The sequence below is a fragment of the Patescibacteria group bacterium genome, assembly GCA_030583705.1.
Classification (GTDB): domain Bacteria; phylum Patescibacteriota; class Patescibacteriia; order Patescibacteriales; family Patescibacteriaceae; genus Patescibacterium.
On record CP129471.1, the window covers coordinates 38,989 to 57,404 of the forward strand.

Below are 18,416 nucleotides of genomic sequence, written 5' to 3' on the forward strand. Positions count from 1 at the left end.
AACAGGTTTGGGTCTTATCCTAAACCTGTTTTGTTTGCAGTTTTTTAATCTCTTATGGTATAATAAGAATAAGTTAGATTCTCAAATTAATTAAGTTAATTTTGATACTAAGGTTATTAATTTAAATTTTCAATTTTTATGCGTTTAAAGATTTTAGCCTTTTCTCTTATTCTGGTTTTTGTTGCTACCGCCGGTTTGGGTTGCAAAACCCTTTCTCGGGAAGTTAAGGATAGCATGCAACCAGTAGTCCTTAATTACTGGAGAGTTTGGGAGGGACCGGATGATTTTGCTGAACTTATCGGTCGTTATAATGCCCAGCATCCTTATGTAACTATCAATTACCGTAAGCTTACCTATGAAGAGTATGAAAACGCTCTAGTGGATGCTTTGGCAGAGGATCGTGGTCCGGATATTTTTTCCATTCAAAATACTTGGGTTAAAAAATATCAGACCAAAATTGCTCCTATGCCGGAAACCATTACCATGGTTTATCCCATAGAAAAAGGAACTATTAAAAAAGAAGTAATACCAGAGCTTAGAACCACCAGGAGTATTAGTGCGGCCGATGTTCGTAATGCTTTTATTGATACTGTTTATCAAGACGTGGTAATTAGTGCTGAAGGTAAACAGTTCATCTATGGCCTACCTTTATCGGTAGATACTATGGTGATGTTTTTTAATAAAGATCTTTTAAATAATGCTGGTATTGCTGAACTACCCCCTTATTGGAATAGAGATTTTCAGGAGGCCATTAAAAAACTAACCAGACAAGATGCTAGGGGAGAAATACTGCAAGCCGGAGTAGCTTTAGGTGGTGGAGATAGTATTGAAAGATCGGTGGATATTTTAGCTACTTTAATGATGCAAAATGGTGCTGTTATGATGGAAAATAATTCAGTTATGTTTAACCAGGTGCCAAATATTTTTAGAGAAAGAGGTTATAACCCAGGCATGGAAGCTGTTCGTTTTTATACTGATTTTGCTAATCCAGCTAAAGAAGTTTATTCCTGGAATGATGATTTGGAAAATTCCTTACAGCAATTTATTAATGGCAGATTGGCTATCTTTTTTGGTTATGCCTATAACCTCCCGGTTATTAAAGCACAGGCTCCAAGGCTTAACTTAGGAATTCAGAAATTCCCGCAAATTGAGGGAGCTTCTGTTGAGGTTAACAGTGCTAATTATTGGGTGGAGACTGTCTCGGCTAAGAGTCGTCATAAGAACGAAGCTTGGAATTTTGTACAATTTATGACTACTCAGCCGGATAATGCTAAGATATTTTTGGAAAGAACTAAAAAACCCACCGCTCTAAGGACTTTAATTCCCGGACAACTTGAAGATGATGATTTGAAGGTTTTTGCCAGTCAGCTTTTAACCGCTAAGAGTTGGTATAGAGGAAGAGATGTAATTTCGGCCGAAAGAGCTTTGCATGAAATGATAGAGGCAGTGGTTATGAATCCAGATAATTTAGTGGAAGCGGTTAATTTATCTGCTTCACGTATCCAACAAACCATTTATTAGTTTTTCTTTAATTCTTTATATGATTAAAAAAAACCAAATATTTTTCTTTCTCTTACTCCTCTTCTCTTTGTTTTTTTATGCCAACTCTTTTGTTCTGCCCGTTCACGCAGAAACAGAACCTTTATTAACTAGCGATATTATAGCGGCAGCTGAATGTAAAGATGGTTGTTCAATTTCCGTTTTTATGAAGGTAGTGATTCAAGCAGCTAAGATTATTCTGGGACTAGTTGGCTCCCTTACCTTATTAATGTTTGTCTATGGCGGTTTCATGCTTTTGGTATCTGCCGGTAACACCGAGAGAATACAAAAAGGTAAAGATATTTTATTGGGCTCAATAGTTGGTTTATTAATTGTTTTTGGTAGTTATATATTCATTAATTTTGTAATTAATGATTTATTGGGAGCCCAAGGAGATTTTAAATTTACCGGTTCTTCTTCAATCGAGACTTCAACACAAAGTGCTGTTGTGGGAGTTCGCCAATGTCCAAATAGAGATGAGACTTGTATTCAACCCAATGAAAAATGTTTTTATATGGATGGCCATATTGAAATATTAGGAACAAGAACAGGCTATTGTGGTGTGGGGCATTGTTGTAAATTACCAGAACTCACTTCTTTAACTTGCAGGCAAAGATCTGGTTCTTGTGGCGTCGTAACTTGTACAAACAATCAAGAAAATTTAGGTAAGTTAGATTGTCCAAACAATAGTGTGGGAATGGCAGGTGTCTGTTGTAGAAATAAACCGGAAACAGGAAATCAAGGAAATGAATAAATAAACCAAAATTATCTATGCCCCCTTTTTCCTCCACGCCTATTTTTCTTGATTCCGAAACCGTGGCGGAACAGTTACGTAGAACCAGACAGTCTAATAACCTATCTCTTCAAGAGGTTTCCAAAAAATTAAACATAAAGATTGAATATCTTGACGCTTTGGAGAAAAATCAATATAACAAGCTTCCAAAGGGAGTATATGGTAAAACCTTTTTAAGGGAATATTGTGATTTTTTAGGACTGGATTATAAGAGTTTGGTTAAAAAACTTGAAAAAAACTCCCCTTCGTCTCGTGGCGATGTTTTTGAAAGAAAAGTTGTGAGTAAAAGACAACTTATTACCTTGCCTCTAGTCATTAGGAATGCTATAATTGGAGTATTGATTATCAGTTGCTTGGCTTATTTGGTTTTTCTTTTGCGTGATATGGTTAGTCCTCCTTTTCTGGAGATTGATCATCCTCCTCATGATTTTATCACTAATGAGGCTACGATAAACATCATGGGACGAAGTGAACCGGAGTCTGAAGTTATTATTAACGGACAGAGTGTTCTATTAGATACTGCCGGTGAATTTAGCAGAGAAATATTTTTACGTCCCGGTCTTAACCAAATTGTTATCACAGCCAGTAAAAAATATAGCCAAAGCGCCACTGTAACCAGACAAATACTCTTTGAGTAATTGCTCAATCAATACCCTCGATTATTCATTATTTTTTTAATATGACGGAAGCAACAAAAAAGAATACCTCCAAAGCCGCCGAAGGCGGAGAGAAGTTTGCCGCTGCGACTGCAGCCATGGAACAAATTAAGTCCATGTTTGGCGAAGGTTCTATTATGAAGTTCGGTGACGTTAAGACTGCTCAGGTGGATGCTATTCCAACGGGCTGTACCTCTCTTGATTTAGCCTTGGGAGTTGGCGGAGTTCCCAGAGGTAGAATTATTGAAATTTTTGGTCCTGAAGCCTCTGGTAAAACAACCTTGGCACAGCATGTTATTGCTGAGGTACAAAAACAAGGAGGCATTGCAGCTTTTATTGACGCTGAACATGCCCTTGACCCTGATTATGCCACTAAGATCGGAGTTAACATTAAAGATCTTTTAATTTCTCAGCCAGATACTGGTGAACAGGCTTTAGAGATTCTTGAAACCCTAGTACGGTCTAACGCTATTGATGTAGTAGTGGTTGACTCGGTGGCTGCTTTGGTTCCGAAGAAAGAAATTGAAGGAGATATGGGTGATTCTCATATGGGATTACAAGCTAGGTTAATGAGCCAAGCTTTGCGTAAGTTAACCGGTGTAGTATCTAAATCAAAAACAGTAGTTATTTTTATCAACCAGATTAGAATGAAGATCGGAGTATTCTTTGGCAACCCAGAAACAACTACTGGTGGTACAGCTTTGAAGTTTTATTCTTCTGTTCGTTTAGAGGTTCGTCGTAGCGCCCAAATAAAACAAGGAGAAAGAAATATCGGTAATAGGGTTAAGTGTAAGGTGGTAAAGAATAAGGTTAGCGCTCCCTTTAAAACTTGTGAATTTGATATCATGTATAATGAAGGTATTTCTTTAGCAGGTGACCTTTTAGATATTGGTGTTGAATTCGGATTAATTAACAAATCCGGTAATTCATACAGCTACGGAGAGGTTAAATTGGGTGTTGGTAGAGAAAACGCCAAACAAACCCTTAGGGCAGATAAGAAAATGATGGCTGAGATAAGGAAAAAGGTTTTAGCTGAGGCTAAAATCAGAGATGATCAGTAGCTCTATTTAAAATAATTATAAAAGAACGAGCCAATTAAAGACTCGTTCTTTTATATTTTTATAAAGATATTTTTCTATAAATATATATCTAGGTTAAAAAGTTTAAAATTAAGTTTAAGTATCTGGTTATTGCTTTTACACTCTTTCTACGTATTCTCCAGTTTGGGTATTAACCCTAATCATGTCATCGGTGTTAACAAACATTGGTACAGAGATTTCAACTCCGGTTTCCAGTTCGGCGGTTTTCATAACATTACCGGCTGAGTTACCCCTAACGCCTGGTGGAGCAGAGGTAACCTTTAATTCTACCTTAATCGGTAGTTCAATAGTCATTGGCTTTTCTTCAAAATGCAGTACAGTAACATTAATACCGTCTTTCATAAACTTAGCTTGTTCCCCGATTGTTTCCATGTCTAGGGTAAATTGTTCAAAATTATCATTATCCATAAAATAGGCTAGGTTTCCGTCTTGGTAAAGAAAATCTGCTTTACGTTTTTCTACAGCTGCTTCCTCGGCTTTATCATTACCTTGCCAGGTTTTTTCAATTACGTTACCAGAGATTAGATTACGAAGTTTGGTTTTTAAAACCGCTCCACCTCTTCCCATTTTATGATGTTCGGCTTTAATGACAGCGTAAGGCTCTCTATTAATAGTAATAACCGAACCCATTTTTATTTCCGTTAAACTAAGCATAGGTTTCTTCGTTAATTTAGCGTCTTTGGTTAGGGAAGTGGATCAGGGCCATAATACGAGCTCGCTTAATGGCGGTCGCTAGTTTTCTTTGGTAGGTAGCGGAAACACCAGTACGGCGACTTGGTAAGATCTGTCCGTATGAATTGGTGAATTTTTTAAGTAACTCAACATCTTTATAATCTATTTCTTTAATGTTGTTACTTTTAAAATAACACTGTTTGGCTTTAGTAGTGGGCATAGAAGGGTTTTAAATTAATTATTAAGAATAAATTAAAAAGGAATATTTTCCACTTTAATTTCATTATCTGAAGGAGCAAAACCTCCATCATCGCTATATTGAGGAGCTGGTCCATCGTTGTTTATATCAATAACAGCTTCGTTGTCTTTGCTATCTTGAGCATAATTATTATCTTGGCGGGGAGCTCCGTTAGCGGGACGATCAAGCATGATCATGTTTTCCGCAATAATTTCTGTGATAAATCTTTTCTGTCCGGTATTTTTATCCACCCAATCGCGAGTTTGCAATCTACCTTCAACATAAACTTTAGAGCCTTTGCGCAAATATTGTCCGCAGATGTCGGCTAGTTTGCGCCAGGCGACAATGTTATGGAATTCTACTCTGTCCTGTCTTTGGCCCATAGCGTCATTCCAAAAGAAGTTGGTCGCTACTGAAAAAGAAGCGACTGAAGTACCGTTGCCGGTTTGTCTTACTTCGGGGTCTCGGGTTACGTTCCCGATAATCATGGCTTTATTAAGATTCATATGTTTTTTGTCCACCGGAAGGTCGGTGGCGTATAAATAATAAGTAAATTAAGGTTAGAGGGAATTATTGAATCATGTTACTGGCATCAATAATTTTGTCCAAATCTTTATCCAGGTCTTTAAGATCGGCACGTTCATCTTTTTCATCTTTTTTATCTTCTTCGTCCTCGGCCTCTTGCTTTTTACGAGCTGCAATCTTTTGGGCGATTCTTTGTTCTTCTTCTAGTTCAACAGCTGTCTTAAGTCTTTTCTTAATTATCTGATGCCTTAAGATATCACTAGACAAACGCAAGCGATTATTAAGGTCATTAAGTTTAACACCCTCAAGATCAAATTCCACCAAATGGTAGTAACCATGGCGGAAGCCGTCTATTTGATAGGCGAGCTTTCTTTTACCCCAATATTCTTGGGAAGTTATTTTACCACCATTGTCGGTGATAAGCTTCGTTATTTTTTCACGAATCGGCTCAACTTCCGCTTCGCTGAATTTATTGGAGACAAGACACAGAAGCTCATAGTGTGGAATCTCCGATGATTTTACTTTGGCCATAATAATATAAATAAAAAACCTCCCGGTATTCAATCCGTCATTGTTTAACAATGGCAGATACCTCGGAGGGCAAGTAGAATACCTGTACCGAAACAATTAAAATGTTTTGGTATCCGGCAGAAGCCGGATGTGGAAAAGGTTTGGTTATTAAGTTGTATTGGGATTATAGCACAATAAAAAAGAAAGTCAAGAGCTAACCTGTTTCCCCTTTTCCTTATTTTTCTATATACTTAAGTTATATGAAATACTTTTTTATTCTAGGTAACCACCAAGTCCTTTCTTTGGCTGAAATAAAGGCGGTTTTTCCTAAAGCCTCTTTATCTTTTGTTGATGAGGTTTGTTTTTTGGAAACCTCCGAAACCCCTGGAGCTTCCAGCTCTTTTAATGAAAAAGCCCTAATAAAGAACCTTGGAGGTACCATTAAAATTGGTAGGGTTTTATCTCAAATTAAAAACATGGAAGAAGGTAGAAAGCTAGCCTTAAAAGAACTTCTTTTGGTACCAAAAGAAGGAAAATTTAACTTTGGCATTTCAGTGTATGGTTCGGCTAAGGTTAAAGCTTTAGCCTTGGGTCTTGAATTAAAAAAAGACTTAAAGGCTCATTATAAGAGTCTACGTTTAGTAACTAGTAGAGACAAGGCTTTGTCTAGTGTAGTAGTTGAACAAAACAAACTTGTTTCTTCTGGTAAAGAAATAGTCTTTTTTGGTTTTAAAGATAAGTTATTTTTGGGTATTACCGAGGCGGTACAACCTTTTAAGGAGTTGTCTTTTAGAGATTATGGACGACCAGCTAGAGATGATCTTTCTGGTATGTTGCCACCAAAGTTAGCGCAAATTATGATTAATCTATCTCAGGCTAAGAAGAACGAAACCATTCTCGATCCTTTTTGCGGTTCAGGTACGATCTTAACCGAAGCTATGCTGATGGGTTATAAAAAGATTATTGGTTCGGATATTTCCGCTAAGGCGATTAAAGATAGTCGCGAGAACATAGAATGGATAGCTGAGAAATTTAATTTAGATACAGAAGTTTCTTTATCTGAGGCGGATGTTAAACAATTAAGTAAAAAATTTAAACCAAACTCTATTTCTTCCATTATTACCGAAACCTATCTTGGACCACAGCGTGGTAAGGTGGATATTTTTAAAACTAGCCAAGAACTTACAAGTCTTTATAATAAAGCGCTTAAAGAAATAAAAGAAATTTTAAGTCCAGGAGGAAGCGTGGTTATGGTCTTACCTGTTTTTTTACAAAACGGACAAAAAAGAATTTTGCCGATTACTATTCCAATGGGGTTAAAGATTAAAGAGAGTGATATAAGGGATTATAGGGATCATAAAGACTATAGGGAAGGAATTACTCCAAGAGGGAGTTTTATCTACGGAAGATCAGGACAAAAGATTTGGCGAGAGATTATTATTTTGAAAAAATAAAAAAGCCTTAGTGGTCTTCTCGTTTGTCTCTATCCTTTTCGGGATTAATTATCCGCACTGGATAATCGTACAAACCAAGAAGCCATAAGGCTCAAAATTTAAAAGGCTCCTCATTGCCTTTTACGTATTAGTTATTTTTTTAAAAAGAACAGATACAGATTACTTAAATGTTTTTGTTCATCTTAGGCATTTGCCAGAGGAGCCAGTTTGTTTCAAAGGAGAAAAAATGGCACTTATAATCTATCTTAAAATGACTTTTTTGTCAAGTTTGGATTCCTGGGTAATCCTAAGTATTTACCAAGAAATTACAAACATCTCCGTCTTGGATAATATAGTCTTTACCTTCCGTACGTATTAGACCTTGGGCTTTGGCGGTTGTTTCAGAGCCTGCTTTAACAAAGTCTTGCCAGTTAATAACTTCTGCTCTAATGAAGCCTTTAATAAAGTCGGTATGAATAACTCCGGCGGCTTCGGGGGCTAGAGAACCTTTTTTAACTGTCCAGGCTCTGGTTTCTTCGGGCCCGGTAGTTAGGAAGGTAATAAGTCCCAATAGGTCATAGCCGGCACGAATCAGGCGATCAAGGCCACTTTCTTTAAGACCTAGTTCTTGAATATATAAAGTTTGTTCTTCTTCTCCTAGTGAAGCTATTTCAGCTTCAAGTTTGGCATCAATACAAATAACCGGTACATTATCCCAGCTTTGTCCACTTTTTGTTTCATTGGTGTTAAGAATATATAAAAGAGGTTTAACGGTAATTAGGCCGAGTTGTTTGATAAAAAGCCTTTCTTCTTCGTTAAGGTTCATGTCTCTGGCGGATTGTTCTTTTTCTAAATGGTCTTTGGTTCTTTCTAGAAGTTCTTTAGCCCATAAAGCTTCTTTATTACCGCTTTTAGCTTCCCGGACAACTTTATCTAATCTTTTAGTTACAGTGCTAAGATCGGCTAGAATAAGTTCAAGATTAATGGTTTCTCTATCTGCTTCAGGATCTACCTTGTTATGAACATGGATAATATTATCGTCGTTAAATTCTCTAATTACTTGGCAAATGGCGTCGCATTCTCTGATGTGTGAAAGGAATTGGTTACCAAGACCCTCGCCTTGTGAGGCGCCTTTAACCAAGCCGGCAATATCCACAAACTCAATGGCCGTGGGGATAATCTTTTTAGGTTGGGAGATTTTAGCCAATTCGTTAAGACGATGATCCGGGACAGCTACCAATCCGACATTGGGTTCAATGGTACAAAAAGGATAATTGGCAGCTTCAGCTTGTTTTTTAGTTAAGGCGGTAAAGAGAGTGGATTTACCGACATTTGGTAAACCGACAATACCAATGGATAAAGGCATAAGGGGTTATTGTTTATTAGATTATTTAATAATCTGTTTAAGGGTTATGTATTATTAGGATAGGTAAAAAAAGAGTTTTTGTCCAGGAGATTAGTTTTTATTTAAAATAATCCATAATTGATATATTGACTAAATATTTAACCAGTGTTATTATTTCCATAGCTGACTACTTAAAGTTAGCGGTTCTTGAGGCTACTATGCCTCGTTATGTTTTGGAGCGGTAGTTCAGTTGGTTAGAATGCTGCCCTGTCACGGCAGAGGTCGCGGGTTCGAGTCCCGTCCGCTCCGCAATTTAGACTAAGAAATTTTGATTCTCTATTTCCCTTAAAAATGAGAAAATAAAAAACCGCATCTTATATAATCTTAGATACGGTTTAAGTTGTTTAACTAAAGTGTACATGAATCACTGGAAGTCGTTAATAAATTTTTCCAAGCTTTCTTTTGTCGATAAGTGACCACCTGCAAGCATTATTGTTCCCAACTCAAGTGCAGCGTGATCCCTGGTTTCTTCATGTTTAGATAAATCTGATACAAATGATGCCCAACAATTATTTAAGTTACCTTCTTCAATATGTTCCAGGGCTCTTTTTTTAGCCCCTTCCAGGTGTTCTTTTCTAGTTTGGCTTGACGACATGTTTTGCTCCATTTTTAATTATTGAATAATTTACAGATTCTCTGAATAATTTCTGAAATTCAGTAAATTATTCAATAATCAATTTAGTTGTCAAAAAACTAAGATTGTTTACTATATTATACAAATATAAAATTGTCAATAGATTCTGCTGAATTTAAGCTTGAAGTGTAATTAATATAATAAATACCAGTTATAATGTCTGATGAATGTATCTAATGAACGAATAGTCAAGGCGATATATTTATAGAACCCTAGAAACTATTTTACTTTGTTTGAAAAAGGTTATAATCTCGTCTACTACGCTTCTTAATCATTAAGTTAGATATCAATTAGATTTTTTAAAGGTAAAAAAAGAACCGCTGGGCTTACCATGCGGTTCTGTTACTTAGAGATTATTTATTTTATTTCTCGGAGTATAAATGTTAGAAAAATTAGGCAACTTGAAAGAAAAAAGTTTGCGCTATCCGTTAAGAAAAGATTAATTAGGAGTTGCCATGTCTTGGGCTCGGGTGAGGACATCATCCCTGTGAATATACTTAAGAAGAGAAGACCACCTATACCAACGTATATTATTACTAATAAATATAAACTGATACTGTTAAGCACTTTTGATATTTTTTCCCATGTGCTTTCTTCCTTCTGATTTGTGTCCGAACTCCAAAACCCCTCTTCAGGTTTAAAGCGATGAATAGAACATTCTACTTTTGCTGTGGGGTAGAGTTTTTTAACTGCTGAACCTACGTCTTTTGCAAGTTTTTGAAGAATTTTTGTAGTTCTTTTTGGCTTATTAAAGACTTCTATCTCGACGATTATTTCATTACCCAGTCCATACTTCATGGAGTCGGGTGGGAATAAGCACGTCATGTCGTTTTCGTCTTTGAGTTCCATTTCAGGAATCTCTATTACCGCCGCAACGATCTTTTTATGAAGAGTGTTGAGTTCTTCTTCGCTTTGACCATCCTTTAAGCACCATACTTTAATTATTGGCATTTCTGCTCCTTTTTTGATTAATTGTTTAACTTATTATTTTTTTACTCCTGCACTAACTGCTTAATATATGCTGTATCTTTAGCATATCCATTAGCGCAGAAGTAATACACTAATTTATAACAAACCTCGTCCCTAATTTCTTGTGGAGTATTAATAACATCGAATGCTTCCATGAGCTTATTAAAGGGAGGATAGTCCTCAGTTCCTTCCGATTCGGGTATTTGAGGTACTATCGAGAACATTAGCTTATTAAAGCTATAGTTTGGAGAAGTACCATCTGTTTCTTCTTCAAAGCCTTTACCTTGAATTAGAAGCTGCACCCAATTAGTAAAGCCTGAAGGAGAAGTTACTAACAGATCATATACTTTTTCAATTACTACTTCATTAAACATTTCTTTTATCTGATCGTATTCTTTATTCAGCTCCAAGTTATAGTAATTGAAGAAGTTGTTATAGAAAAATCCTAGATGAAGCATTGGTACTTCGTCCAATTTTCTTCTGAATTTTTCTACTAAGAATTGTTTCAATACAATGTCCAGTCCATTCTTTTTATACTTCTCAAACCCGAATACATTAAGAGAGGTGAATGCATTCTCTAACGCATCCTCTAATGAATTTTTAGTAAAGGGTGACAAGAGAGTTTGCATTGTTTTCTTCCTCCACATATAGATCTGGGCTATGACTAAAAAGCCGAGAACGCCAACTATAAGAAATGCTGCAAAAGATCCTTTGTTGAGGGGAAGTAGATTCTCTAATGTTTTTTGGAATCCTTCTGAGAATCCCGCAAACACCGATATAACTAGTAATATAACAGTAAGTATTAATGCAATTTTTCTTTTTCTCATTTTTAGCTTAGATTTAGTTTATGATTAAGAAATAACTCTTTAGGGCTAAAACCTAGAAAATAGAGCTATTTCTTAACCATAAATTATTAAATTGTAAGGAACTAAGCACTATCTTATATAATAGCATATTGTATGGATATTGTCAATAGTGAGGGCTGAATTCAAGCCTGAAGTGCACTTAATATAATAAATACTTATTTTTTAGTTAAACTATTTAAACATTGATTATAATAAAAAGCCGGGTATTTATCCGGCTTTGTTTACTTAGAATCTTTGAACCTTTTCATTTTATAAGATTCTAAAAATTATTTCATCTTGCTCTTCTCTCATCCATTGGTTTATCTTACGCCTCACATATCTTGCTAATACAGCAGTTGAGAAAATATCAACCTTTGCTTTAAGAGCTCTGCTCATTTTTATTGGTGCTTGGTGGCTTATGCTTCTTAGCGTTGTCTTTACCGCTTTGCCGGGTATTTCTTTGGTATTTTCAAGCTTATCCAATAAATCTTCAACCCTAAAAGGATTACGACTGAAAAAGCTATCCTGTATTGGCAAATTTTTTTCTAATTTTTCTAATTTTTTTAATTCTGATAAATACTCCATTGTAATCTCCTTTTTATTTTTATTTTTTGAAGGAAAATTCTCTTTTTTTATACTCTAACGGAAATCTTAAAATATTTCAAGACCTTATGGTAATGTTTACACACGTATTGCACTTTCTCGCCATTTTACCTTATTTTATTCTTTATGCTATAATGAAATCATATTATTATTTAAAACCTATGCTTAATCTTCATCGAGTTAAATTTTCAGACGCTTTTAGGCTGGCCTCCGCTTTTGGGCTAGTTGCCTTGATTCTTTTGTTTATTTTCTCTATTAGCGATATTTTACTGATCTTTTTAACCGCCCTTATTTTAGCTATCGCCCTAGATCGTCCGATTGATAAACTGGTTAAAAGAGGAATACCCCATGCGGCATCCGTTATTTTTATCTACCTTACCTTATTACTGGTTCTTAGTCTTTCTCTATATCTTATCCTTCCGCCTTTGGCTTATGAAATAAGGAGTTTTGCTATTAATTTCCCAGTCCATCTGGAAAAACTATCTGTCTTTAGTGATGACTATTTGGCTTATTCGGATGATGATGTTTCGCAACTCTCTGTTTATATTAAAAATATGTCCGATGTTATGGTTTCCAGTTCTCATACCATCTTTGGGACAGTCTTTAAGATTTTTGGTGGCGCTGCTTCTTTCCTGGCGTTATTCTTTATCGCTTTATTTCTTAACATACAAAGAGACGGTGTAAGGCATTTTATTTATAAGTTACTTTCAGGTAAGCGCAGAGCGTTTGCTTCGCAGTTTTTTGATAAAATACAGAGCAGGGTTAGTAGTTGGCTTTGGGGAAAGACGGTTAGTTCTTTAATTGTTGGTGTTATAATCTTTTTCGGTCTTTTAATAATGGGTACTCCTTACGCTGTTACTTTGGCTATTTTAGCAGTGCTACTTAACTTCATACCTTTTGCCGGTCCGGCAGTAGCTGCCATTCCCGCTATTTTATTATCCTTTATTATTTCTCCTTTTCACGCTTTAGCCGCTGCCCTTTTATATTTTGTGGCTAACGGGATTATTGAGAGCTTTGTAATAGTCCCGCTCTTTATGAAAAAGGCGATTAAGATGAATCCCGCTCTTTTGATTCTGTTTGTTCTGATTGGTGGGAAGTTGGGTGGTTTACTTGGTATTATAATTTCCATACCATTAGCGGCTATTGTTTTTCTGATTATTGAAGAATATCTCGGGAAAGATGTTAGTGATTAATTTAAGTCTTATAATATAATTATAATTATAATTTAATGTTTAGTGTTTTAAAAAAATCGGATTAATGATCCGATTTTTTTAACCTTGTTTAATTTTTACTTCTTACTGCTTAAGAGCAATATCAAATAGGGAAAGCATAACTATAGCAGTTACGATAATCCCTGCTAAAAAACCAGACAAGGAAGATGCAATAACTTTACCCAACTTATGTCTGAACTTTCTGCTCTCGTTAGAGTAGAAGTCAGCGGCAATTTTTGCTACGACCATATATTTAAAATTAATAAAAATTATACCCTTATTATATCATTTTTAATTTAGACACGCAAGAGCCTTGGCTGATTTTTAGAAAAATGGTATAATTTGTTATATAATTGATGTATTTTATGAATCATATTAAGCCTCTAAGAAAAAAGTATCATGGACAAACAGCCGGCTCTCTTATGACCTTAAGAGTTCCGATTTTTGACGTTGATTACAAGATAGCAGATATTCATAGCTTCTTGTCTAAACATTGGAAAAAATACGATAGCTTAGTCTATGTCTATTTTATTGATAATAACCATTACCTTAAAGGCGTTATGTCGGTTAAAGAAATTTTCCGTCATAACCTCTCTCGTTCGGTGGAGTCGGTGATGAATAAAAATACTAAGGGCGTTTTACCTACTACTAATAAAGAACAAGTTGCCCTTATGGCCTTATCTCATGGTATTAAAGCCGTACCAGTGGTTGATGGGCAAAAGAAACTATTAGGCGTAGTTACGATTGATGCCCTTCTAGAAACATTACACGCCGAAGGAGTGGAGAATCTTTTAAGAGTTGGAGGTGTGGATCATCAAAATATTTATGATAACATTTTTCGTTTATCCATCTGGACTTCGGTTAAGCATCGCCTACCTTGGTTGTTAATTGGTTTAATGGGAGGTATTGGGGCAGCGGGAATTATTGGCTCTTTTGAGGAAACCTTGGTTAACAATCTAGTTTTAGCCTCTTTTATTCCTTTGGTAGTCTATATCTCCGCAGCCGTGGGTGCGCAAATGCAGACTTTAATGATTAGAGATATGTCAGTTAATCATAAGCTTAAGTTTTTTAAATATTTCTTTAGACAAGGACTAGTGGTTTTAATAATGGGAATAATAATTTCTTTGGTTATGTATTTTTTTGGGAATCTTTGGTATGGACAAGCAATGATTATGGCAGTGATTAGTGCGGCTATCTTTTGTGCCATGATTTCTTCCTTGTTTATGGGTTTAATCATTCCCTACCTTTTCGGCAAGTTCCGTTTTGATCCCGCTAACGCCAGTGGCCCGATAGGTACGATTATCCAAGACATCTTAAGTGTAGTGATTTATCTTAGTATTGCTTCAGCGCTTTTGAACTAAAGAGATTAGATTAAGAGCTAATTAGGTTGGGAACAATTAAATCAAGAAAAATTAAATCAGGAGTAATTAAATTAAAGATAATAAATTAAGAATATAAATTAATTAGAATCTACACCAATCGCCTCTGAGACGGATTTATAACCGTCTTTTTTAATAAGGTAAGCTAATTCTCGGTTAATTTGAGAAACTACTTGTGGTCCCTGATAGATCATACCGGTTATCATCTGCAATAAAGAAGCGCCTGCTCGTATTTTTTCATAAGCGTCTTGTCCGGAAAAAATTCCCCCACAACCGATTATTATAAATTTTTTGCCAGCTAGCTTATATATCCTGGCGATTAGCTCGGTGGAAAGTTTAGCTAGAGGCTTGCCACTAAGCCCTCCAACCTCTGGAATAGCTGATGAACCGTTTTTTAACCCCTCTCTGTTCTTTAGTAGATTAGAACAAATAAAACCGGTTAGGTTATAGTCTTCGGCTATTTTAATTATTCCTCTAAGATCATCTTCGTCTATTTGGGCGGATAGTTTTAAGAAAATTGGTTTTTTGAAATTATTATTGTTATTATTATTTTCTTGTGTTTTTGTTCTTTCTCCAAATAAGGCGAACATAAGTTTTTCAAGTCTTTGAGGTTTTAAGAAACTTTCTCCACCAAAGGCATTAGGACAACTTAGATTAATGGTAAGGTAGTCGCCTAGCTGTGTAGTCATTATTTTCTCATAACTTATTTTAAAATCATTTATGGCTTCTTGAGTTTCAGCGTTAGCCTGACAATTAGTAGCTGCTAAACTTAAGCCAATCGGCAAAGAAGATTTTTTGTTCTTTATATTTCCAAGAACTCGATCAACGCCTTGTCCATTAAGACCTAAGTTTACAACTAAGCTTTTTAATTTTTTAAGTCGCCAAAGTCTTTTACCGGGATTGCCGGTACAAGCTTGGGCGGTGATGGAACCTATTTCCGCAAAACCAAAACCAACACTTTGAAGTAAATTAACAAGTACACCGTTTTTATCAAAACCGGCAGCCAAGCCGATCGGATTTTTAAAGTTTATTCCGCCAATATTTTGTTCAAGGGTTTTATTATGAAAGACAAGAAATTTTGATAATATCTTTTTGGCAATTTTTGAATTACCTAAAAAGGTCCCAAAGGACATCATAAAATTATGTACCTTTTCTTCGTCAAAAAGAAAGAAGATTGGTTTTATAACTCTAGAGTAAAGCCAAGATAAGATAATAATTTTAAGAGGTTGTTGGTATGGGGTTTTCATATAAGGTTTACAAAGATTTAAATAATCTTTGGGGCTATTTGAATAAAAAATCAAGGAATTATTATTAAGAGATTTTTACTTTTTTGTCTATATATGTTAGTATATATTTGTTATTTAATCAACTATTTTAATTATATGCCATTTTTTAAAAAATCCTCTATTAAAACTATTATTAACCCTAAAAGAGGATTTACTTTAATAGAGTTATTGGTAGTTATAGCCGTTATCGGGATTGTTTCAACTCTGGCTGTGGTGGCTTTAAATAATTCAAGAGCTAGTGCCAGAGACGCTAAGAGAATTTCCGACTTAAGACAAATTTCCTCAGCCCTTGAGCTTTATTATGCTAATAACCAACAATACCCGGCCTCTCTTAATTTTGGTGAGCCTTTGTCTGATGGAGAATTTGTCTACATGGAAAGCTTACCCAGTAACCCAACTCCTCGTACAGACGGTAATTGCCCTGATCTTGATTATTCCTACTATTCTTTGGGTAATGATTATTCCATTACGACTTGTTTGGGTTCACCTACACAACAAGCCAGTGTTTCAGCTTCACCTAGCTTTTCTTTGTCTTCTGCCGGAGATTTTCTTTGCGGGCAAATGATTTTTGATAGAGATGGTTATAATTATCCAACAGTACAGATTGGAGGGCAATGTTGGTTGGCCGAGAACTTAAAAACCAAAACCAAGGCTAATGGTGTTGCTTTAAGTAATCTATATAACGGTTCGGAAAGAGATTGTATAGCCTTGGGTGATGTAAGGGGTACGGAAGAAGATTGTTCGGCCGGTTATACTCTTTATTCTTGGGCAGCGTCTATGGACTTTGCTCCTTCTTGTAATTTAAACGATTGCCAAGCCAGTATTACTAGTCCGCACCAAGGTATTTGTCCAGATGGTTGGCATCTGCCGACAGATGATGAATGGCATACCTTGGAAATGTTTTTAAAGGATCCTGCTTCTACTTGTAACCCAACTCGTCCTGCTCATTGGCAATGTGGACCAGCTGGCGATAAGATGAAAGTTGGCGGTTCCGCTGGTTTTAACGGTATTATGGCTGGCAAAAGAGATACATTAGGGGATACTTTTGCTGCCAGACGAGAAGGAGCTCATTTTTGGTCTGCCAGCCAAAAACCAGATGATCCGCAAAACGGTGCTTTTCTTCGTTTAATGTGGCGTTCGGAAACCGGTGGTTGGGTTACTAATACGGTTGGTAGGACTGGTTTTGAAAAAAGAGACGGCTTATCTGTTCGTTGTGTTAAAAACTAGAGATTATTTTCTTTAGAGATTATTTCCTACTATTTTGATTAATTAAAACTCCCAAGAAAGTTATTACCAAAATAATATTTTTTATAATATACTGCCCGAAAAAGCTAGGTACTAAAGGAGCGTCCCAAGCGCTTTTTGGCAAAAGAACAAGAGGTCCGGTGGTGGTAATAATGTGAATTATAAAAAGGTAGGTTACAAACTTCGTCATTTTTGGTATTAAGAACAATATACCAATAATAACTTCAAAAAAACCATAAAGGATAAGAAAGAGGTTAAAGTCCATTATGTTTATAGTGGCGTAAAAAAGCTCTTCTACTGCTCCCTCGGCCGGGGATACTCCAAAGATCTTTAAGGCTCCAAACCAAATATAAATCAGAGCCAAACCAACCCTAGCGGCTTTTTCATAATGAGAAAAATTAAGTTTTTTAATTATTTTTTCCAGCATATTTTTAACATCTTAGTTTAGTATTATTAGCTACTGTCTATTATACAACAAACTTTTGTTTGGAGCTATTTTTTAAAAGATATATTAAAGATATATTTATGCGCTTATCTAAGGCTTATTTTTGCTCTGTTTTTTTATTTTAGGCTGTGCTATAATGGCTTTATATGAAAACTGCTTATTCTCTTATTACCAAAGACATTATTCTTGATGAGCGGACAGTTAGGCCGCTTAAAGAATATATCTTAAAGATTAAGGACATGCCGTCCGATGACCGACCTAGGGAGAGGTTGGCTAAGCATGGCCCGTCTTCTTTATCTATTGCCGAATTAATGGCAATTATTTTAGGTAATGGCACTAAAAAAGAAGAGGTTATGGCGATGACCGCCAGAATAGTTAAAGAATATGGAGAGAAAGCTTTATCTAATCAGCAAAAGCCTAAGGTTTTGGCTGAAGAGTTGGATATACCCCTTGGTAAAGCTATGCAAATAGTAGCTTGTGCTGAACTTGGACGACGCTTTTTTGATAAACCGAGCCATGGTCCGGTGGTAATAAGAACTGCTAAGGATGTTTATGACTATTTAATAGATCTTCGTAATTTACCAAAAGAACATTTACGAGGTCTTTATCTTAACACTCACCATCGTTTAATCCATGATGAAATTATTTCCATTGGTACAATTAACAGTAATCTAATTCATCCAAGAGAAGTCTTTAAACCGGCAGTGGAGTACGGGGCAGCGGCAGTGGTTTTAGCACATAACCATCCTTCCGGTATAGTAACTCCCAGTAAGGCGGATATAGAGATAACCAATCATGTAATTGCTGCTGGGGAGATTATTGGTATACCATTAGTTGATCATGTTATTATTGGTCCAGATTCCTTTGCCAGTATAGAGGCGGATTATCGTCAAGCCTAAAATAAACTTAAAGTACTATTGTTATTTTA

The 18,416-nt window shown here is 35.8% G+C and carries 21 protein-coding genes and 1 tRNA gene; 10 read left to right on the forward strand and 12 right to left on the reverse strand.

Features of this window, described 5'->3' with window-relative positions; translation table 11 throughout:
* Nucleotides 1–138 precede the first annotated feature (138 nt).
* From QY321_00290 to recA, 4 genes are read left to right on the forward strand one after another with little or no spacing between them, the layout of a single operon-like run.
* Nucleotides 139–1,521 (forward strand): extracellular solute-binding protein, encoded by a 1,383-nt coding sequence (locus tag QY321_00290; GenBank protein WKZ24863.1) that lies wholly within the window; start codon nt 139–141, stop codon nt 1,519–1,521.
* 19 nt (nt 1,522–1,540) lie between these two features.
* The gene (locus QY321_00295; GenBank protein WKZ24864.1) at nt 1,541–2,293 is read left to right on the forward strand and encodes a pilin; all 753 of its coding nucleotides are present in this window, start codon (nt 1,541–1,543) and stop codon (nt 2,291–2,293) included.
* Between the two features lie 17 nt (nt 2,294–2,310).
* Nucleotides 2,311–2,970 (forward strand): helix-turn-helix domain-containing protein, encoded by a 660-nt coding sequence (locus QY321_00300; protein ID WKZ24865.1) that lies wholly within the window; start codon nt 2,311–2,313, stop codon nt 2,968–2,970.
* A 41-nt stretch (nt 2,971–3,011) separates the two neighbouring features.
* The gene (gene recA / locus QY321_00305; protein WKZ24866.1) at nt 3,012–4,049 is read left to right on the forward strand and encodes a recombinase RecA; all 1,038 of its coding nucleotides are present in this window, start codon (nt 3,012–3,014) and stop codon (nt 4,047–4,049) included.
* 135 nt (nt 4,050–4,184) lie between these two features.
* On the opposite strand, the gene efp is transcribed toward recA, so the two are convergent.
* The 4 genes from efp to rpsF form a co-directional block, all read right to left on the reverse strand.
* Complete coding sequence (gene efp / locus QY321_00310; GenBank protein ID WKZ24867.1) at nt 4,185–4,742, reverse strand: elongation factor P; 558 nt, start codon at nt 4,740–4,742, stop codon at nt 4,185–4,187.
* Between the two features lie 16 nt (nt 4,743–4,758).
* On the reverse strand, nt 4,759–4,980 hold the full coding sequence (gene rpsR, locus QY321_00315) for a 30S ribosomal protein S18 (GenBank protein WKZ24868.1): 222 nt from the start codon (nt 4,978–4,980) through the stop codon (nt 4,759–4,761).
* A 32-nt stretch (nt 4,981–5,012) separates the two neighbouring features.
* On the reverse strand, nt 5,013–5,504 hold the full coding sequence (locus QY321_00320) for a single-stranded DNA-binding protein (protein ID WKZ24869.1): 492 nt from the start codon (nt 5,502–5,504) through the stop codon (nt 5,013–5,015).
* A gap of 64 nt (nt 5,505–5,568) precedes the next feature.
* Nucleotides 5,569–6,054 carry a 30S ribosomal protein S6 gene (gene rpsF / locus QY321_00325; GenBank protein ID WKZ24870.1) on the reverse strand — a complete coding sequence of 162 codons (486 nt, stop codon included), beginning with the start codon at nt 6,052–6,054 and terminating at the stop codon, nt 5,569–5,571.
* A gap of 239 nt (nt 6,055–6,293) precedes the next feature.
* Here rpsF and QY321_00330 point away from each other — a divergent pair, with 239 nt between their 5' ends.
* Nucleotides 6,294–7,487: a methyltransferase domain-containing protein gene (locus QY321_00330; GenBank protein ID WKZ24871.1), complete on the forward strand. Its 1,194-nt coding sequence runs from the start codon at nt 6,294–6,296 to the stop codon at nt 7,485–7,487.
* 286 nt (nt 7,488–7,773) lie between these two features.
* Here the strand turns inward: QY321_00330 and ychF are convergent, their stop codons facing one another.
* Nucleotides 7,774–8,832: a redox-regulated ATPase YchF gene (gene ychF / locus QY321_00335; protein ID WKZ24872.1), complete on the reverse strand. Its 1,059-nt coding sequence runs from the start codon at nt 8,830–8,832 to the stop codon at nt 7,774–7,776.
* A gap of 214 nt (nt 8,833–9,046) precedes the next feature.
* On the opposite strand from ychF, the gene QY321_00340 reads away from it, so the two are divergent.
* Nucleotides 9,047–9,120 (forward strand) — tRNA-Asp (locus QY321_00340).
* Between the two features lie 115 nt (nt 9,121–9,235).
* Here QY321_00340 and QY321_00345 read toward each other — a convergent pair.
* From QY321_00345 to QY321_00360, 4 genes are all read right to left on the reverse strand, one after another.
* Nucleotides 9,236–9,478: a hypothetical protein gene (locus QY321_00345; GenBank protein WKZ24873.1), complete on the reverse strand. Its 243-nt coding sequence runs from the start codon at nt 9,476–9,478 to the stop codon at nt 9,236–9,238.
* A 384-nt stretch (nt 9,479–9,862) separates the two neighbouring features.
* Entirely contained in the window at nt 9,863–10,456 is a 594-nt protein-coding gene (locus QY321_00350) for a hypothetical protein (GenBank protein WKZ24874.1), read from the reverse strand.
* A 41-nt stretch (nt 10,457–10,497) separates the two neighbouring features.
* Nucleotides 10,498–11,301 (reverse strand): hypothetical protein, encoded by an 804-nt coding sequence (locus QY321_00355; GenBank protein WKZ24875.1) that lies wholly within the window; start codon nt 11,299–11,301, stop codon nt 10,498–10,500.
* A gap of 288 nt (nt 11,302–11,589) precedes the next feature.
* Entirely contained in the window at nt 11,590–11,904 is a 315-nt protein-coding gene (locus QY321_00360; GenBank protein WKZ24876.1) for a hypothetical protein, read from the reverse strand.
* Nucleotides 11,905–12,083: 179 nt separating this feature from the next.
* Here QY321_00360 and QY321_00365 point away from each other — a divergent pair, with 179 nt between their 5' ends.
* The gene (locus QY321_00365) at nt 12,084–13,115 is read left to right on the forward strand and encodes an AI-2E family transporter (GenBank protein ID WKZ24877.1); all 1,032 of its coding nucleotides are present in this window, start codon (nt 12,084–12,086) and stop codon (nt 13,113–13,115) included.
* A gap of 102 nt (nt 13,116–13,217) precedes the next feature.
* On the opposite strand, the gene QY321_00370 is transcribed toward QY321_00365, so the two are convergent.
* Nucleotides 13,218–13,382, reverse strand: a complete 165-nt coding sequence (locus QY321_00370) for a hypothetical protein (protein ID WKZ24878.1) — start codon at nt 13,380–13,382, stop codon at nt 13,218–13,220.
* Between the two features lie 116 nt (nt 13,383–13,498).
* Here QY321_00370 and QY321_00375 point away from each other — a divergent pair, with 116 nt between their 5' ends.
* Entirely contained in the window at nt 13,499–14,494 is a 996-nt protein-coding gene (locus QY321_00375; GenBank protein ID WKZ24879.1) for a magnesium transporter, read from the forward strand.
* Nucleotides 14,495–14,592: 98 nt separating this feature from the next.
* Here the strand turns inward: QY321_00375 and QY321_00380 are convergent, their stop codons facing one another.
* Nucleotides 14,593–15,759: a quinone-dependent dihydroorotate dehydrogenase gene (locus tag QY321_00380; GenBank protein WKZ24880.1), complete on the reverse strand. Its 1,167-nt coding sequence runs from the start codon at nt 15,757–15,759 to the stop codon at nt 14,593–14,595.
* Between the two features lie 135 nt (nt 15,760–15,894).
* On the opposite strand from QY321_00380, the gene QY321_00385 reads away from it, so the two are divergent.
* A complete protein-coding gene (locus tag QY321_00385) occupies nt 15,895–17,025 on the forward strand; it encodes an FISUMP domain-containing protein (GenBank protein WKZ24881.1) in 1,131 nt (376 codons plus the stop codon).
* 19 nt (nt 17,026–17,044) lie between these two features.
* On the opposite strand, the gene QY321_00390 is transcribed toward QY321_00385, so the two are convergent.
* A complete protein-coding gene (locus tag QY321_00390; GenBank protein WKZ24882.1) occupies nt 17,045–17,470 on the reverse strand; it encodes a DoxX family membrane protein in 426 nt (141 codons plus the stop codon).
* Nucleotides 17,471–17,634: 164 nt separating this feature from the next.
* Here QY321_00390 and radC point away from each other — a divergent pair, with 164 nt between their 5' ends.
* Nucleotides 17,635–18,387 (forward strand): DNA repair protein RadC, encoded by a 753-nt coding sequence (gene radC / locus QY321_00395; GenBank protein ID WKZ24883.1) that lies wholly within the window; start codon nt 17,635–17,637, stop codon nt 18,385–18,387.
* The last annotated feature ends 29 nt before the right edge of the window (nt 18,388–18,416 follow it).

Coding starts and splice junctions, on each gene's coding strand:
- QY321_00290 (WKZ24863.1), top strand. CDS start 139: ATGCGTTTAAAGATTTTAGCCTTTTCTCTTATTCTGGTTTTTGTTGCT.
- QY321_00295 (WKZ24864.1), top strand. CDS start 1,541: ATGATTAAAAAAAACCAAATATTTTTCTTTCTCTTACTCCTCTTCTCT.
- QY321_00300 (WKZ24865.1), top strand. CDS start 2,311: ATGCCCCCTTTTTCCTCCACGCCTATTTTTCTTGATTCCGAAACCGTG.
- recA (WKZ24866.1), top strand. CDS start 3,012: ATGACGGAAGCAACAAAAAAGAATACCTCCAAAGCCGCCGAAGGCGGA.
- efp (WKZ24867.1), bottom strand. CDS start 4,742: ATGCTTAGTTTAACGGAAATAAAAATGGGTTCGGTTATTACTATTAAT.
- rpsR (WKZ24868.1), bottom strand. CDS start 4,980: ATGCCCACTACTAAAGCCAAACAGTGTTATTTTAAAAGTAACAACATT.
- QY321_00320 (WKZ24869.1), bottom strand. CDS start 5,504: ATGAATCTTAATAAAGCCATGATTATCGGGAACGTAACCCGAGACCCC.
- rpsF (WKZ24870.1), bottom strand. CDS start 6,054: ATGGCCAAAGTAAAATCATCGGAGATTCCACACTATGAGCTTCTGTGT.
- QY321_00330 (WKZ24871.1), top strand. CDS start 6,294: ATGAAATACTTTTTTATTCTAGGTAACCACCAAGTCCTTTCTTTGGCT.
- ychF (WKZ24872.1), bottom strand. CDS start 8,832: ATGCCTTTATCCATTGGTATTGTCGGTTTACCAAATGTCGGTAAATCC.
- QY321_00345 (WKZ24873.1), bottom strand. CDS start 9,478: ATGGAGCAAAACATGTCGTCAAGCCAAACTAGAAAAGAACACCTGGAA.
- QY321_00350 (WKZ24874.1), bottom strand. CDS start 10,456: ATGCCAATAATTAAAGTATGGTGCTTAAAGGATGGTCAAAGCGAAGAA.
- QY321_00355 (WKZ24875.1), bottom strand. CDS start 11,301: ATGAGAAAAAGAAAAATTGCATTAATACTTACTGTTATATTACTAGTT.
- QY321_00360 (WKZ24876.1), bottom strand. CDS start 11,904: ATGGAGTATTTATCAGAATTAAAAAAATTAGAAAAATTAGAAAAAAAT.
- QY321_00365 (WKZ24877.1), top strand. CDS start 12,084: ATGCTTAATCTTCATCGAGTTAAATTTTCAGACGCTTTTAGGCTGGCC.
- QY321_00370 (WKZ24878.1), bottom strand. CDS start 13,382: ATGGTCGTAGCAAAAATTGCCGCTGACTTCTACTCTAACGAGAGCAGA.
- QY321_00375 (WKZ24879.1), top strand. CDS start 13,499: ATGAATCATATTAAGCCTCTAAGAAAAAAGTATCATGGACAAACAGCC.
- QY321_00380 (WKZ24880.1), bottom strand. CDS start 15,759: ATGAAAACCCCATACCAACAACCTCTTAAAATTATTATCTTATCTTGG.
- QY321_00385 (WKZ24881.1), top strand. CDS start 15,895: ATGCCATTTTTTAAAAAATCCTCTATTAAAACTATTATTAACCCTAAA.
- QY321_00390 (WKZ24882.1), bottom strand. CDS start 17,470: ATGCTGGAAAAAATAATTAAAAAACTTAATTTTTCTCATTATGAAAAA.
- radC (WKZ24883.1), top strand. CDS start 17,635: ATGAAAACTGCTTATTCTCTTATTACCAAAGACATTATTCTTGATGAG.